Here is a 15,622-nt window from a genome sequence, read left to right as displayed (position 1 = left end):
GAAGAAACTAAAATCGTATATGATGCCTGTATCTATGTGTATAGGCGCTTTGTTTTATCCACTGCTTCAGCATCTTTCGTTCCTGACGCCATACCTTATTTTCTGTATGTTGCTCATCACATACAGCAATATGAGGCTGAAGGAAATAAAACCGAGCAGGATGCACTGGTGGTTATTGGTTCTTCAGCTGGTGGGTTCGGTAGCGGTTTATTGGATAGTTAGTTTTTTCAATCCTGTTGTTGCTCAAGGTGCGTTGATTTGCATACTTACCCCAACGGCAACCTCGGCGGTTGTGATAACAAGCATGCTGGGCGGAAATGTAGCCGGTCTGACGGCCTACACTCTTCTCTGTAATATGGCGGTGGCTGTTTGTGCGCCAATAATATTTGCGGTTGTTGAACCGGATAGCAGCATACCTTTTCTTGAAGCCGTAACGGTTATATCAAAAAATATTTTCCTGCTTCTTTTGTTGCCCCTTGTGCTCGATATTATAATTAAACGTTTCTTTAAACGGGTACATTTTTTCATCAGCCGGTCGCAGTCGGTGTCATTCTATCTATGGAATCTGGCACTGATTATTGTAACGGCACGCACCATTCAGTTTATCTCGGAGCAAGACGATAACAATTATTACATAGAGGCGGTTATAGCCTTTGTAGCCCTTGTTCTTTGCGTTTGTCAGTTTCTTGTGGGGAAGACAATAGGCAGCCGCTACAACGACCGTATAGCGGGAGGGCAGGCCTTTGGACAGAAAAACACAATTCTGGCTATCTGGATGGCACAGACATACCTGAATCCGATATCTTCGATAGGCCCCGGAGCATATGTTCTTTGGCAAAATGTTATAAACTCTTACCAAATCTGGAAAAAGAGAAACAACACACCGGAGTGAATCTCCGGGAAAAAATGTGGGTTATCCCTTTTTTTTGTTTTTTTAGTTAAGAGTTTTATGTCCGTATATTATTGTATCTTAATAGTATAACTCTTTTTGTTAAGATTAATAGTGTTGTTTATTTTTAAGGCGAATTATCCTTTAAAAAGTAGTTTTTTATTTTATCTTTGTGTGCGATTAGCTTTCGAGAAATGTCTTACTCGAAAAGCTGGTACTCCGCTCAAAGACATTATATACTATTTAAATTATATGAAGAATAATCTTTTTGACAGATTCACCCCAAACGAAAACAAATTTTTTCCCCTTCTCCGCGAAATGGCAGACGTCATTTACACCGCAGCCGATTACATGGTAGAGTGCGTACAAGTTAAAACACATGAGGAAGCAGTTGAAAGCTTCCGTAAAATAAAAGAGGAGGAACGCCGGGGAGACAAATTACAATCCAAAATCTTTGAAGAACTAAACAACACATTCATAACACCTTTCGACAGGGAAGACATAAACGACTTGTCGCTCATGCTGGATGATGTTACCGATTTTATAAACAGCAGTGCCAAGCGCATAACGCTTTATAAGCCCAAAAAAATGCCCGAAAGCGCAATAAAATTGGCGGAATTGGTGCGTGAGTCGGCCGATTGTTTACGGAAAGCTATCGCCGAATTGATAATATTGAAAAAGAAACCCGAAGTCATCAGGGAATATTGTTCCGAACTGGCCGTAATAGAGCATAAGGCCGACGATGTTTACGAGCATTTCCTTATCGACCTGTTCGACCACGAGAAAGACCCCTTCGAGGTTATTAAACTGAAAGATATTCTCCATGAATTGGAAAGAGCTACCGATGCGGCAGAATCAGTAGGCAAAATCATAAAAACAATAATCGTCAAATACGCATAACAGAACTACAATGACGCTATTAATTATAATTATTGTTTTAGCTATAATCTTCGACTTTATCAATGGTTTTCACGATGCGGCTAACTCCATAGCAACAGTAGTTACCACAAAAGTCTTATCTCCTACACAAGCCGTTATCTGGGCGGCATTCTTCAATTTCATTGCATATTTCATCGCTAAGTTTATAATAGGCGGTTTTGGTATTGCCGATACGGTTTCTAAAACTGTTGATATGTCGTTCATATCCAATCCTTCGCTGGTTATTATAGCGGGGCTTGTGGCGGCTATCACCTGGAATCTGATAACCTGGAAATTGGGTATTCCTTCGTCGTCGTCGCATACGTTGATTGGTGGTTTTGCCGGAGCGGGTATCGCGGCAGCAGGATTTGCAGCGGTGCATGCGGGCGTGATTGGGATTATAGCACTCTTCATTGTTGTGGCTCCCCTTATCGGTATGGTTGGCGGTAATATAATATCTATTGCAACCCTGCATGCTGTGAAGAAGGTAAAACCTCGTACAGCCGATAGATGGTTTAAACGTCTTCAGCTAATATCATCGGCCGGTTTGAGTATAGGGCATGGGCTTAACGACTCGCAAAAAGTAATGGGTATCATTGCTGCTGCCTTGATTGCTACAACGCACGAAAATCCGGACATACATCCTTGGCTTTGGATGGAATCGATGAACGACATGCACGACTGGGTTCCTTTGGCCTGTTTCACGGCGATAGCCTTGGGTACGGTTTGCGGAGGATGGAAAATCATGAAAACGATGGGCAACAAAATAACCAAAATAACGCCTGTTGAAGGGTTCTGTGCTCAAACGGCAGGAGCGCTGACGCTGTTTATTACCGAAATACTCCATGTGCCGGTAAGTACCACGCATGTTATTACAGGTAGTATAATAGGGGTAGGCTCCGTAAAAAGACTTTCGGCCGTACGTTGGGGTATAACAAAAGACCTCCTGTGGGCTTGGATACTCACAATACCGGTCAGTGCTATTTTGGCAATGATAGTATTTGTTATTCTTGATTTTTTTATATAGGTTTGTTCTAAAATATTGAAAATAAATAAAACACAAGCAAATCTGAAAAAAGGTTTGCTTGCTTTGTTTTAACAGGGGAGGATCGGTTAAGATTTTAAAAGATTTTTTTATTTATGGCAAGAAACATATTAATACTGATAGCAAGCGTATTAATATTCAGTGGATGCGATGCCTTTGAGTACCATCCTTACGATGGGCGTATTACAGGCGAAAAGAATATTAATGCAAAGAACATAACTCGTATAGAGGCTGCGTGTAAGGACAAAGACACTATACGTTTTGTTATGACGGGCGATACTCAACGCTGGTATGACGAAACGGAAGCCATGGTCAAAAACATTAACCGGCGCACTGATATCGACTTTGTGATACATGGGGGCGACCTTGCCGACTTCGGATTAACAAAAGAGTTCCTTTGGATGCGCGATATAATGGGTAAACTGAAAGTGCCCTACGTTGCCGTTATCGGTAACCACGATTGCTTAGGGAATGGCGAAGAGATATACCGGAAAATATGGGGAAAGGAAAATTTTTCGTTTATGGCCGGAAATGTAAAGTTTGTGTGCCTCAATACCAATGCTTTGGAGTATAGCTACGACAGGCCTATTCCCGATTTCACGTTCATAGAAGACCAGTATAACGAAAAACGCGAAGGACACGAAAAAACCGTGTTCGTTATGCACGCCCGTCCCTATTCCGAGCAGTTTAATAACAATGTGGCGCGTGTTTTTCAGCGCAATATAAAAGAGTTTCCCAAGTTGCAGTTTTGCCTTAATGCGCACGACCATCAGGTAACGGCCGACGATTTGTTTGACGATGGCATTATCTATTACGGATCGCCCAATGTGGCAAAAAGAAAATATTTACTTTTCACGATACTCCCCAACGACAAATATGAATATGAAGTGGTTTCTTTCTGATCTTAAATATTATCTGGCGTTGGTCATAATCGGTCTGTTGGTTAATAATGTACAAGCCCAAAACGGCTACGAAAGACGCATAGAGAAGTACCGTTCGCAATGGGAAAAACTGATTCCGGCATACTCTAAGATACAATATGCCGGCGGAATGGGTTTGTTGTCGTTTGGCACGGGGTGGGACTATGGAAAAAACAACCAGTGGGAGACGGATGTTTTTATGGGTTTCCTGCCCAAATATTCTACCTCCGATTTTAAAGTGACATTTACCCTGAAGCAAAATTTTATTCCATGGAAAAAACCCTTGGGGCATAACTTATCGGTCGATCCCCTTGCATGTGGCATGTATGTAACCACTATACTGAACGACGATTTTTGGACATCCGAACCCGACAAGTATCCTAACGACTATTATTCGTTTTCTTCAAAATTACGTTTCAACCTTTATGTGGGGCAACGCCTTACCTACAAAATACCGTCTCAAAAACGTTTCTTTGCCGAAACAGTAACTCTTTTTTACGAGTTGGGAACGAACGAATTGTACATAATAAGCGCTGCCGGAAACAGTTACCTGAAACCTACCGATTATATAAAACTCTCTTTAGGGATGAAGTTCCTGTTCTTTTAGAGTTAATCCTTGTTTAAATAAATGAAAGATAAATTGGTGGAAGATAGAGTTGAAAAAGCCGTAGAGCTGCACAAAAGCGGATACAATTGCGCGCAAGCCGTTGCAATGGCTTATGCTGATTTATTTGGAGTAGATACCGAAACGATAGCAAAGCTGTCGTGCTCTTTTGGGGGCGGTCTTGGTGGTTTGCGTGAGGTTTGCGGAGCGGTTTCGGGCATGTCTATGATTGCAGGTTTGGCAACGGGTATGGCCAACGCCAACCGGAAAGAAGACAAGCAGCGCAATTATAAAACCGTGCAGATGCTTGCCCAAAAGTTTGAGGAAGAAAACGGAAGCATTCTATGTAAACGGCTTTTGGGCCTTGAGCCGGGTTTGGCAGAAGGGAAAAAGAAAAAGCCATGCCAAGAGTATGTGCGTTATTGCGCCCGGCTGATAGAAGAAAACTTGTTGCGCGGGCAATAATTAGATGATATACTGGTTCTGTGACGAAGCGGGCTTTTCCTTACCATGGTATAAAGTCCGTTTTTTTAGTTACTTTTGCAGTCTCAAAAGTTGAAAAATACCAATAAATAAAATAAAAATCACATGATAACTATAGACCAACTAAAAGAAGTGTTGGAGCGCGAGTCTGCGCTGAGGGGGTATCTTTGACGTCGATGCAAAGAAAATCCAATTAGAAGAAGAAGAAATCCGAACCCAAGATCCGGCGTTTTGGAACGACAACAAAACGGCTGAAGAACAAATGAAAAAAATCAGAGCCATAAAGGCTTGGATTGAAGGATATAACGAAGTGCGGAATGCTGCCGAAGAACTTCAACTCGCTTTTGACTTCCAGAAAGAAGGCATCACTACCGAAGACGAAGTAGACACGGCATATCAGACGGCAATCCGTTTGATCGAAAATCTGGAACTGAAAAACATGCTCCGCCGCGAAGAAGATAAGCTGGGCGCGGTTCTTAAGGTAAACAGTGGGGCAGGAGGTACCGAAGGTCAAGACTGGGCTTCCATGTTGTTCCGTATGTATCAGCGTTGGTGCGAATCGAAAGGATATAAGGTGACGGTCACTAACTGGCAAGACGGCGATGAGGCCGGAATCAAAACAGCCACAATGCAGGTTGAAGGCGATTTTGCTTACGGTTACCTGAAGTCCGAAAACGGGGTTCACCGCTTGGTACGTGTTTCACCTTACAATGCGCAAGGAAAACGAATGACGTCTTTCGCCTCGGTTTTTGTTGTGCCTTTGGTCGACGATTCGATAGAAATAGAAGTCAATCCGGCCGATGTTACGTGGGATACCTTCCGTTCGAGCGGAGCCGGTGGCCAGAACGTGAACAAGGTTGAAACCGGAGTTCGTTTGCACTATAAATATAAGGACGAAGAAACCGGCGAAGAAAAGGAAATAGTGATAGAAAATACCGAGAGCCGTTCGCAGTTTGGAAACAAGGACAACGCTATGCGTTTGCTGAAATCGCAACTGTACGAGATGGAGCTCGAAAAACGCCGTAGCTTGCAGTCGCAGGTCGAAGCCGGAAAGAAAAAAATAGAATGGGGATCACAAATCCGCAGTTATGTTTTTGACGACCGCCGGGTAAAAGATCACCGTACCAACTACCAAACATCTGATGTAAACGGAGTTATGGATGGCGATATCGACGAGTTTATCAAGGCTTACCTGATGGAATTTGGAGGTGAGGCATAACACAATATGCCGCTTTGCCTTCGGGTTATGATTATAGAAAATATCCATAATTGATATATGGGGAATAGCCGATAATCTTCGTAAGAAATAGAATTTGTTTATGTAACTTTGTATATTATAAAACAAGCAAGTAAGGCAAAGCAAAACCTTGACCGTGCTTTGTTTGTTTTAATATAAGGGAAACTCTATACATAAATCAGAAATGGCTGACAATCAAGATAAAATATTAGAAGAAGTAACAAGTGGCGAATATAAATACGGCTTCGTTACGGATATAGATACAGAAGTAATTCCAATTGGGCTTTCCGAAGAAGTGATACGCCTCATTTCGGCAAAAAAAGAAGAGCCCGAATGGATGCTTGAGTTCCGGCTCAAAGCATACAGGTATTGGCTTACGCTCGATATGCCCCGGTGGGCGCATCTCGACATACCCGAAATAGATTATCAGTCTATAAGCTATTATGCTGCCCCTAAAAAGAAAGACGGGCCCAAAAGTATGGATGAGGTAGACCCTGAGTTGATAAAAACATTCGATAAATTGGGAATCCCTTTGCACGAGCGTGAACAGCTTGCCGGAGTTTCGTCGATGGCTGTCGATGCCGTTGTTGACAGCGTTTCGGTGAAAACAACTTTCAAAAGTACGTTAGCCGAAAAAGGGATAATTTTCTGTTCCTTTAGCGAGGCTGTGAAGGAGCATCCCGATTTGGTTAAGAAATATCTGGGGTCGGTGGTTCCGTATCGCGACAATTTTTTTGCCGCGCTAAATTCGGCAGTATTCAGCGATGGATCGTTTGTGTATATCCCTAAGGGTGTTCGCTGCCCTATGGAGCTATCCACATATTTCCGTATCAATGCCGCTAATACCGGTCAGTTTGAACGTACACTGATTGTTGCCGACGACGACTCGTACGTAAGCTATCTGGAAGGTTGCACAGCACCCATGCGCGATGAAAACCAACTGCATGCCGCTATCGTGGAGATTGTGGCAATGGACAGGGCCGAAGTGAAATATTCGACCGTCCAGAACTGGTATCCGGGCGATAAGGACGGCAATGGAGGTATTTATAATTTTGTAACCAAGCGGGGAGTTTGTAAGGGTGTAAGCTCAAAAATATCGTGGACTCAGGTCGAAACAGGTTCGGCCATCACATGGAAGTACCCCTCATGTATCCTGTCGGGCGATAATTCGATAGGCGAGTTTTATTCAGTGGCCGTAACAAACAATCATCAGCAGGCCGATACAGGCACAAAGATGGTTCATATAGGCAAAAATACAAAAAGCCGTATTGTATCGAAGGGTATCTCGGCCGGATTCAGCCAAAACTCATACCGTGGGTTAGTAAAGGTATCGCCCAAAGCCGAAGGCGCACGTAACCACTCGCAATGCGACAGTTTATTGCTGGGCGATAAATGCGGGGCACATACTTTCCCGTATTCGGACATAGCAAACGAAACGGCAATTATAGAACACGAAGCAACGACTTCAAAAATAAGCGAAGACCAGATATTTTATTGCAACCAACGCGGCATAGGAACCGAAGAAGCGGTAGGCCTTATCGTGAACGGTTATGCCAAAGAAGTGATGCAGAAGCTCCCGATGGAGTTTGCCGTAGAAGCCCAGAAGCTACTCCAGATAAGCTTGGAGGGCAGTGTAGGATAAAAATAGCCGAATTTTTGGCTTTTTCAGAATAAAAAAAACTTCATCCGATTTTTTCGTTTTCGGATGAAGTTTTTTGTATATAACCCCAAGAATGTAAAATCCTGTTTTAACGGCTTATCGATACTACTTTGGCATCGGCCTTGAAGCAAGCATTGGTTAGTTTTACATCAGTACCTTTGGCATAAGCATTGTTAAAAACCTTGTATCCATAATCGGTCATACCGTCAAAACCGATAGTGTATCCGTTAAGAGATAGTTCCATACCATCCCTGTATTGGCCTTTTACACCTTTTTTTAATAAAAGTTTTCTGACGGTCATTCCCGGAGAAACACCATCGGGGGTAGATATGTTTGAGGCAAAAACCGTGATGCCAGCCACCGTTTTTTCGTATCCGTAATCTGTGATTTCGGCTACTTTCGTTTTTCCTGAATAGAAAACGTAAAGAGTGTAATCTCCGTCCATTTCGTCTTCAATCACTTTTTTCTCAAAGCGGTCGTACAATCCGGCGCATTTTGCAGGAATCTTAGAAAAGAGCATTCCTTTTTTCAAACAACCTACACCTTCTTTGTTCAATGTGAATGATGTTTGGGCAGTTACTGCGCACGAAATCAACATAAATGATGCAAAGAGCAACATGAAAATACTTTTTTTCTTTTCCATAATAATAATAAATTTAAAGAATCATTTTGATTATATAGATATTAATAATTTCCCTTTTGTGTAATCCGTCATTCCTTCAATGGGTTCCACCCTTGAGCGGTCAGTTCTATTTCGGCTCCGTCGCGGGTTAGCAGGCATGCACCCAAAGAGGGGTCGGTTATGTGGCCTACAACGTGAATGTCTTTCATGGCCGAAACCTTGTCGTGCGTGTGCAGGGGAACGGTGAAAAGCAGTTCGTAATCCTCTCCTCCGCTGAGCGCAACCGTTGTTACATTCATATTGAACTCTTCGGCCATTACGGCGGTTTGGTAGTCGATAGGGATTCTTTCTTCAAACAAACGGCAACCCGTATTGCTTTGCTTACAGATGTGCAGAATCTCGGACGAGAGTCCATCCGAAACATCTATCATGGCAGTAGGAACGATCCCCTCTTTTGCCAGTTGTTCCACAATATCTATTCTTGCTTCGGGTTTTAACTGTCTTTCGAGCAGATATTCTTTTCCTGAAAAATCGGGTGTGAAGTCTTTCTCTCCCTGATAAACAGATTTTTCGCGTTCCAGAAGTTGAAGTCCCATGAACGAAGCTCCCAAATTGCCCGATACACAGAGAAGATCTGTATTTTTTGCCCCGTTGCGATACACTATTTTGCCTTGTTCGCCTTCCCCGATACAGGTAATGCTGATAGAAAATCCTGTGAGCGAAGCCGAAGTATCGCCCCCCACAATATCTACGCCATACTGCTCGCATGCCAAACGAAGACCCGAATAAAAGCTGTCAAGGTCTTCGACCGAAAAACGTTTTGATATACCTAGTGATACGGTTATCTGCTTGGGCTGTCCGTTCATGGCATAGATATCTGAAAAATTCACAACGGCTGCCTTATAGCCCAGATGTTTCATTGGGACATAGGTCAGGTCAAAATGAATCCCTTCCAGCAACAGATCGGTTGTGACCAGCACTTTTTTGTTTGTATAGTCGAGTACGGCGGCATCATCGCCCACGCCTTTTTCCGAACTTCGATTCTTTAACTTGATATTTTCGGTGAGATGCCTGATGAGGCCGAACTCACCAAGGCTTGATATTTGGGTATGTTGCATTTTCTTTTACTTTAGTTTGCTGATAACTTCGCTGATTATTAAAGCCATTTTTGGCTGGGCGTCTTTGGCTGCGAGTTGCACATCCTGATGTGTGGTTTCGGCTATTTGCCCAATCACACAGATATTGGTAATGATGGAGAAAGCCATTACTTTCATACCGGCATGGTTGGCCACGATTACTTCCGGCACGGTAGACATGCCTACCGCATCGCCCCCTATTATGCGGAAAAAATTATATTCGGCCGGTGTTTCGAAAGTAGGGCCTTGCGTGCCAACGTACACTCCGTGTTGCAGTTTTATGTTGTTTTTTTTGGCAATATCGGTTGCTAACAGCCGCAGGTCTTTGTCGTAAGCATTGGTCATGTCGGGGAAACGAACACCCAGACTGTCGTCGTTCCTGCCTCTTAGCGGATGTTCGGGAAAGAGGTTGATGTGGTCGTTTATCAGCATTATATCGCCCAACTCAAAGCTACTGTTCATTCCTCCTGCCGCATTCGATACGAACAGGTATTTTATACCTAAAGCACGGAATACACGTACAGGGAAAGTTACTTGTCTCATATCGTATCCCTCGTAATAGTGGAAACGCCCTTGCATGGCAAGCACGGTTTTATTGCCCAACTGCCCCACAATAAGCTTTCCGCTATGTCCTTCTACTGTCGATATAGGAAAGTTGGGTATTTCTGTGTATGGAAGTTCTTGCTTGTTGGTTATGCTGTTCACCAAATCGCCTAAACCTGTACCTAAGATGATAGCGTAGTTGGGAATATCGGTGAATTTACTTTTTATGAAGTCGGCTGTTTCTTGTATTCTTTTTAACATGGTCTGATATTTTTGCATTAAATTTTGCCTCATCGTCCTTATTCAGGAACGAAACTTCTACCGGAAGGACGTACATTGCCTCTTTTGCCTGTTCGCTCAAGCCTTTAACATTGCGCAGACGGGCCGCATCCTTGGTTGTAATCACAATCATCTTAGGGGCAGGCATCCGGTCAAAAACTTCGTTTATTTTTCGGATATCGATTCCTGAAAAATTGTGATGATCGGCAAAGATAATTGTTTCTAAGGTTTTACTTGCCTTTTTCAGCTTGCCAATGAGTAAATCGGGGTTCGCTATTCCCGCAACGAGCAGAACATTCTTGTCTTTCAGTTCTGTGAGCTTGGCAGAAGGAGATGCGGCAGCGAATAAAGGGAATAAAGAGCCGTAAGTAAGTGTTGTAAACAATAAGTCCTGATAAGGAAAAGTATTCACATTGTAGGTTGATATCCTCAAGTCGATAGGCTTCGCGCTTTGGGGGCATTTGGTAATGACAATCATGTTTGCGGCACTGGCATGGCCAACAGGCTCTCTGAGCCGTCCGGCGGGCAGCAGGCAATCTTCCGACATTGGGCGGTTGAAGTCTGTGAGCAGGATAGAGAAGGACGGTTTTACGTAACGGTGCTGAAAAGCATCGTCCAGCAGGATCACTTCCGGACGCATTTCTTCATCCAAAGCCAAAAGCCTCTCAATCCCCCTGCAACGGTTGGTATCTACGGCAACCAGAATGTCCTGAAAACTGGTTTTTATCTGCAATGGCTCGTCGCCTATCTCTCTGGCTGTTGAATTCTGATTTGCAAGGACAAAGCCTTTGGTTTGGCGTTTATAGCCCCTGCTCAGCACGGCAACCCTATAATCTTTTTTAAGCAACCGGATCAGGTACTCTATGTGTGGTGTTTTTCCTGTTCCGCCTACCGTGATGTTGCCTACACATATCACAGGAACGTTGTACGACTTACGTTTGAGTATCCCCCAATCGAAAAACTTGTTGCGGAAAAAAACAATAAGCCCATACAACCAAGAAAAAGGTAGCAACCATTTATTGATATGTACAGGCTTGTTGTTTCTCAAAGTATGATCTAATTATTTCATTTGTATATCGTACGGCAAACGGGCTTGAACATAGTCGGTAGACTGAAGTTCTTTAATCGATTTTATAGCTTTATAATCGGCTCCCAGATATTCTTTCATAGCTTTGGCTGCCATATCGTCTTTGCTCGATGAGAGCAAAAGGTCAAAGAAGCTTGTTTTCTTCGGATAATTCTGCAAGGAATAATCTTTCAGCTTGGCCAGTTTCGCAGCTTCTTTTATGGCTACGTCTATTCCTCCAAGTCCGTCAACCAACCCTATGGCAAGGGCTTGTTTCCCTGTCCAGACACGTCCTTCGGCAATTTTTGCAAGCGAGTCTTTTTCCATCTTACGGCCATCGGCGCAACGGGTCAAGAATAGGTCGTATCCATTGTTGATATAACGTTGCAACATTGCTTTCTCGTCGGCACGCATCGGGCGGGTTATTTCACCAAAGTCGCTCCGCTGGTTTGTTTTCACATTGTCGAACGATAAGCCTATTTTCTTTGTCAAGCCTTCGGCATTTGGGAATAGTCCGAATACTCCGATAGAACCGGTAAGTGTGGTTGGTTGTGCTATGATTTTAGAGGCGTTGCACGAAATGTAATAACCTCCCGATGCGGCATAGTCGCCCATCGAAACCACAACCGGTTTTTTTGCTTTAAGGTCTGTTATAGCTTTCCATATCTGTTCCGAGGCATAGGCGCTTCCTCCGGGCGAATTCACACGAAATACAACAGCCTTCACTTTATCGTCTTTTCTTAGTTTTTCTATTTCCTTGATAAGAGGTCCGTCAAGAATGTCTTCTCCGTTAGGGTCGGGTTTCTGTCCGCTGTAAATACCTCCTTCGGCATAAAGGACCGCAATCTTATCTTCCGCTGTATTTTTTTCTTTTAGGGGAACAGTGATAAGGTTACTGACGCTGGCAAGAGAAAGGTCGTCGTCTTTATCTACCTTAACGAGCGATTTCAGATAATCTTTCATTTCGGTTTCGTAAAGCAGGGTGTCGATAACTTTGTTGGTAGCCAGATATTTAGGATCTTTCATCATCAGGCAGGTATCGGCAAGAGAATTCAGGTTTTCGACCGATATCTTTCGTGAAGCCGAAATATCTGCAAGCACCGAACTCCACGTATCATTCAGGAACGAAGCCACTTGCTCACGGTTGGCATCGCTCATTTTTTCGTTTATGTATGGCTCTACGGCCGATTTATAAGTTCCAACCTTAAATATCTGCATCTCGATACCCAGTTTGTCTAATAGCCCTTTGTAGAACATTGGCGATGCCGACAAACCATGCAGGTCAACCATTCCTTGTGGATTTAACACAATCTTATCGGCTACCGATGCCAGATAATAGCATCCTTGCGAATATGTATCGCCATAGGCTACAACAAATTTGCCACTCTTTTTAAAATCGGTTAGGGCATTTCTTATCTCTTGCAAGGAGGCTGTCGACCCGAAAAGCATTCCGGCATGAATGTAGATACCTTTTATCTTCTCGTTTTCTTTTGCTTTTTGAATACCGCTAAGAATATCGTCCAATCCTATATTGGATGCTTGACTTACTCCTAAATATTCGTATAGAGGATTTTTTGCGGGAGCCCTGTCTTTGAGAGTGCCTTCGAGCTTCAATTCAAAAACAGTATTGTCTTTCAGAACATATGTTTCGGACGAGCTGCTTAGTATCAGCCCGAAGATACCTAAGCTTAAAACAAAGGTGATGATTCCTACAATAAATAGAGCAACAATCGTTGCTAAAACACTTTTAAAAAAACCTTTCATGTCGTTACCGTTTTAGCTGCGAACAGCAAAATTAAAAAAAATAAAACAATCTTCCTCTTTTTCTTACTCCAAATATCTGATGTTCTATAAAATAGACAGATTTATATAACCATTGGGCCGAAAACGAAAACTATATTGTACTACTATAAGTCGTAGAAAAAATGTTTTAATCACAATTTAAGACAAACATTTTTCTTTATTATTTGTTAATAAAGCGGGAAAACACGAAACCGTTAAGACAAAAAGATTGGAAAATTCATATTTTTTATGTATATTAGAACTAATAACTTCTTTTTAACAAGGGAGTTATGTCTCTGTAGTACTACAATAATTTCTTTTATTTTTTAACCTCAATTTTGTTTATGAAAAAAAATTACTTTTTACTTATCTTGTCAGTTGCAATGTTTCTGACAACGAGTTTGTTCGGACAGTCGGGCAATAAAGATAAACCAAGCAACGACACCATTTCTAAGAATTTATCTATTATTGATATTCTTCTGCTTCAAAATGGTCAACCTTCGGTCGCTGATGATAATTTGGATAATGGTACACTTCGGTCGGGTGAAAAACCTTCGGGAACGACAGTCGTCGATAGTGCTGTTGTTTATAATGCGGATAGTACAAAGAAAAGTGTAAGAACTTTCCAGAAAGAATCTGACAATACAACTATTATAGAGAATAGATATCAGAATAGTGAAACAAATCATTTGGGCGAAAGAACTGTTATCACTACCGACCATACCGGGCGTATAATTCACTCTAAAGAATATATTTTGCGGCAAGAAGGTAATGAAGAGATAGCCACGGCCTACAAAGAAGTATTTTATACTTATAACGAAGCCGGCCTGATTAACCAAATAGAAAGCTATTCTCTGGAAAATGACACTTCCGCCAAAGACCATATGGAAAATATTTCTTATAACGAGGATGGTTACATCAATCTGATAAAATATTATACAATTGGCAATGATAGCAAGTGGCTTTTGACCGAAGAGCTTAAAGCAGAATGTTCTACAGATGAAACCGGACTTGTATCCTATATTGAATACCTGCGTAGGATGGATAAAGAAAATGTGTGGAGCAACTGGAATAAATATTGTAAGGAAGTGTATAAACTTGACGAAAATTCTAATATAATTCTTTGGGAATTGTATAAATGGAACGAAGAAAGCGGAGAGTGGTTTACCCAAGGACGTGAAGTAACCATATATAATGGAAAACAGGGGCAATCGGGCGACAATGAAATTGCTTCCCGCAGCAAGTCTAAATCTGCTGATGATAATGTAGTGAAAGTAGAAACATTTGGATATCAAACTTATGGAGGGACACAGATACCTGTGCTTAACCAATACGTTGTTTATCATTATAGCGCAAACGAAAGTTTAGCATCTAATGATGTATTGGCGGCAATTACTGAGGGCGATGTCTCTCTCGTGAACGGAAGCCTTAGCATAAACACTCCGGTTGCAGAAACAGTTTCGATATACAACGTTTTGGGTATGCGGATATATTCGGCCGAAAAACCAAAAGGGGAGTTCAATATTAATGCCAAAGAACTGCCTCAAGGAATTCTCCTTGTAAAAGGAGCTTCGGGTTGGTCAAGAAAAGTTATGAATTAAACGGAGAAAACAACCCTTGTTAGTATAAAATTAAAGCCGTATTGCTGAGAAAAAGCAATACGGCTTTTTTGCATATGAAACAAAATATTGTTCGCTGTTTTTCTTAATTTTGTAACAGAACAGTAAACATGTGTGTTATGAGCAAAAAAAAGATTGTTGTATTGACAGGTGCAGGCATGAGTGCCGAAAGCGGAATATCCACCTTTAGGGATTCGGGCGGACTGTGGGAACAGTATAACGTGGAGGATGTTGCTACACCCGAAGGTTTCAGACGTAACCCCGAATTGGTTTTAGAGTTCTATAATAAACGCCGGCGCGAATCGTTTAAGGCAAAATCTAATGCCGGACACGTAGGATTGGCCCAAATGGAACAAGACTTCGATGTTGAAATCATAACGCAAAACGTAGATAATCTGCACGAAAAGGCTGGAAGTACAAAGGTTTTGCATCTGCATGGGGAGTTGGTCAAGGTTCAATCTGTTGCCAACCCTAACCTAATTTATACCCTAACGGAAGAAAAACCGGATATCCATGTAGGTGATAAGGGAGAAGATGGGGCACAACTACGCCCGCATATAGTGTGGTTTGGAGAGGCGGTTCCAGCCATAGAAGAGGCTATCGGGGTTGTAGAAAAAGCCGATGCCTTGGTCATTATCGGCACATCGCTCAATGTTTATCCGGCAGCCGGATTGGTAAATTATGCAAAACCCGGCGTTCCCATCTTCCTGATAGACCCTCAAGAAGTGAAAGCTCCAAGGCAAGGTATTCACTTTATCCGTAAAGGTGCTGGTGAGGGGGTTAGCGAATTACGTAATTTATTAAAATATCTGTAACGAT

General features: G+C 42.4%; 15 protein-coding genes. 10 read left to right on the top strand and 5 right to left on the bottom strand.

Going from position 1 to position 15,622, the window contains the following annotated elements; translation table 11 throughout:
* The first annotated feature begins 19 nt into the window (after window positions 1–19).
* The 8 genes from M2132_RS05815 to sufB all read left to right on the top strand — a co-directional run bounded on the left by M2132_RS05815 (window position 20) and on the right by sufB (window position 7,738).
* Window positions 20–892, top strand: a complete 873-nt coding sequence (locus M2132_RS05815) for a bile acid:sodium symporter (protein ID WP_280672235.1) — start codon at window positions 20–22, stop codon at window positions 890–892.
* Between the two features lie 249 nt (window positions 893–1,141).
* On the top strand, window positions 1,142–1,789 hold the full coding sequence (locus M2132_RS05810; RefSeq protein WP_280672233.1) for a DUF47 domain-containing protein: 648 nt from the start codon (window positions 1,142–1,144) through the stop codon (window positions 1,787–1,789).
* Between the two features lie 10 nt (window positions 1,790–1,799).
* Complete coding sequence (locus M2132_RS05805; protein WP_280672232.1) at window positions 1,800–2,834, top strand: inorganic phosphate transporter; 1,035 nt, start codon at window positions 1,800–1,802, stop codon at window positions 2,832–2,834.
* Between the two features lie 113 nt (window positions 2,835–2,947).
* Complete coding sequence (locus M2132_RS05800) at window positions 2,948–3,754, top strand: metallophosphoesterase (protein ID WP_280672230.1); 807 nt, start codon at window positions 2,948–2,950, stop codon at window positions 3,752–3,754.
* Entirely contained in the window at window positions 3,735–4,379 is a 645-nt protein-coding gene (locus M2132_RS05795; RefSeq protein WP_280672228.1) for a hypothetical protein, read from the top strand. Before M2132_RS05800 ends, M2132_RS05795 begins: the two co-directional genes overlap by 20 nt.
* Window positions 4,380–4,400: 21 nt before the next feature.
* The gene (locus M2132_RS05790) at window positions 4,401–4,841 is read left to right on the top strand and encodes a C-GCAxxG-C-C family protein (protein ID WP_280672226.1); all 441 of its coding nucleotides are present in this window, start codon (window positions 4,401–4,403) and stop codon (window positions 4,839–4,841) included.
* A gap of 123 nt (window positions 4,842–4,964) precedes the next feature.
* Window positions 4,965–6,078, top strand: a protein-coding gene (gene prfB, locus M2132_RS05785; RefSeq protein ID WP_280672224.1) for a peptide chain release factor 2 whose coding sequence is annotated in 2 segments (ribosomal slippage) — window positions 4,965–5,027 and window positions 5,029–6,078 — 1,113 coding nt in all. Because the reading frame shifts where the segments join, the coding sequence is not laid out codon by codon here.
* A 202-nt stretch (window positions 6,079–6,280) separates the two neighbouring features.
* Window positions 6,281–7,738 carry a Fe-S cluster assembly protein SufB gene (sufB, locus tag M2132_RS05780; RefSeq protein WP_280672222.1) on the top strand — a complete coding sequence of 486 codons (1,458 nt, stop codon included), beginning with the start codon at window positions 6,281–6,283 and terminating at the stop codon, window positions 7,736–7,738.
* A 106-nt stretch (window positions 7,739–7,844) separates the two neighbouring features.
* Here sufB and M2132_RS05775 read toward each other — a convergent pair whose 3' ends face one another.
* The 5 genes from M2132_RS05775 to sppA all read right to left on the bottom strand — a co-directional run bounded on the left by M2132_RS05775 (window position 7,845) and on the right by sppA (window position 13,166).
* A complete protein-coding gene (locus M2132_RS05775; protein ID WP_280672220.1) occupies window positions 7,845–8,399 on the bottom strand; it encodes a hypothetical protein in 555 nt (184 codons plus the stop codon).
* A 68-nt stretch (window positions 8,400–8,467) separates the two neighbouring features.
* The gene (gene thiL, locus M2132_RS05770; protein WP_280672218.1) at window positions 8,468–9,496 is read right to left on the bottom strand and encodes a thiamine-phosphate kinase; all 1,029 of its coding nucleotides are present in this window, start codon (window positions 9,494–9,496) and stop codon (window positions 8,468–8,470) included.
* Between the two features lie 6 nt (window positions 9,497–9,502).
* Complete coding sequence (locus M2132_RS05765) at window positions 9,503–10,318, bottom strand: purine-nucleoside phosphorylase (RefSeq protein WP_280672216.1); 816 nt, start codon at window positions 10,316–10,318, stop codon at window positions 9,503–9,505.
* Window positions 10,275–11,384 carry a tetraacyldisaccharide 4'-kinase gene (lpxK, locus tag M2132_RS05760; protein WP_280672214.1) on the bottom strand — a complete coding sequence of 370 codons (1,110 nt, stop codon included), beginning with the start codon at window positions 11,382–11,384 and terminating at the stop codon, window positions 10,275–10,277. Before lpxK ends, M2132_RS05765 begins: the two co-directional genes overlap by 44 nt.
* A gap of 12 nt (window positions 11,385–11,396) precedes the next feature.
* Window positions 11,397–13,166, bottom strand: a complete 1,770-nt coding sequence (gene sppA / locus M2132_RS05755; protein WP_280672212.1) for a signal peptide peptidase SppA — start codon at window positions 13,164–13,166, stop codon at window positions 11,397–11,399.
* Window positions 13,167–13,528: 362 nt separating this feature from the next.
* On the opposite strand from sppA, the gene M2132_RS05750 reads away from it, so the two are divergent.
* Window positions 13,529–14,785: a hypothetical protein gene (locus M2132_RS05750; RefSeq protein WP_280672210.1), complete on the top strand. Its 1,257-nt coding sequence runs from the start codon at window positions 13,529–13,531 to the stop codon at window positions 14,783–14,785.
* A gap of 137 nt (window positions 14,786–14,922) precedes the next feature.
* Entirely contained in the window at window positions 14,923–15,618 is a 696-nt protein-coding gene (locus tag M2132_RS05745) for an NAD-dependent deacylase (protein WP_280672208.1), read from the top strand.
* Window positions 15,619–15,622: the final 4 nt, after the last annotated feature.

Source organism: Dysgonomonas sp. PH5-45, assembly GCF_029893235.1.
GTDB lineage: Bacteria > Bacteroidota > Bacteroidia > Bacteroidales > Dysgonomonadaceae > UBA1309.
Note: the sequence above shows the minus strand (reverse complement) of the source record. Positions and strands in the feature narration are given on the sequence as shown.

What these genes read in the sequence shown, in the direction of transcription:
- sppA (WP_280672212.1), bottom strand. Translation starts at nt 13,166, where the DNA reads ATGAAAGGTTTTTTTAAAAGTGTTTTAGCAACGATTGTTGCTCTATTT.
- M2132_RS05810 (WP_280672233.1), top strand. Translation starts at nt 1,142, where the DNA reads ATGAAGAATAATCTTTTTGACAGATTCACCCCAAACGAAAACAAATTT.
- M2132_RS05805 (WP_280672232.1), top strand. Translation starts at nt 1,800, where the DNA reads ATGACGCTATTAATTATAATTATTGTTTTAGCTATAATCTTCGACTTT.
- M2132_RS05800 (WP_280672230.1), top strand. Translation starts at nt 2,948, where the DNA reads ATGGCAAGAAACATATTAATACTGATAGCAAGCGTATTAATATTCAGT.
- M2132_RS05750 (WP_280672210.1), top strand. Translation starts at nt 13,529, where the DNA reads ATGAAAAAAAATTACTTTTTACTTATCTTGTCAGTTGCAATGTTTCTG.
- thiL (WP_280672218.1), bottom strand. Translation starts at nt 9,496, where the DNA reads ATGCAACATACCCAAATATCAAGCCTTGGTGAGTTCGGCCTCATCAGG.
- M2132_RS05745 (WP_280672208.1), top strand. Translation starts at nt 14,923, where the DNA reads ATGAGCAAAAAAAAGATTGTTGTATTGACAGGTGCAGGCATGAGTGCC.
- sufB (WP_280672222.1), top strand. Translation starts at nt 6,281, where the DNA reads ATGGCTGACAATCAAGATAAAATATTAGAAGAAGTAACAAGTGGCGAA.
- M2132_RS05775 (WP_280672220.1), bottom strand. Translation starts at nt 8,399, where the DNA reads ATGGAAAAGAAAAAAAGTATTTTCATGTTGCTCTTTGCATCATTTATG.
- M2132_RS05790 (WP_280672226.1), top strand. Translation starts at nt 4,401, where the DNA reads ATGAAAGATAAATTGGTGGAAGATAGAGTTGAAAAAGCCGTAGAGCTG.
- M2132_RS05815 (WP_280672235.1), top strand. Translation starts at nt 20, where the DNA reads ATGATGCCTGTATCTATGTGTATAGGCGCTTTGTTTTATCCACTGCTT.
- M2132_RS05795 (WP_280672228.1), top strand. Translation starts at nt 3,735, where the DNA reads ATGAAGTGGTTTCTTTCTGATCTTAAATATTATCTGGCGTTGGTCATA.
- M2132_RS05765 (WP_280672216.1), bottom strand. Translation starts at nt 10,318, where the DNA reads ATGTTAAAAAGAATACAAGAAACAGCCGACTTCATAAAAAGTAAATTC.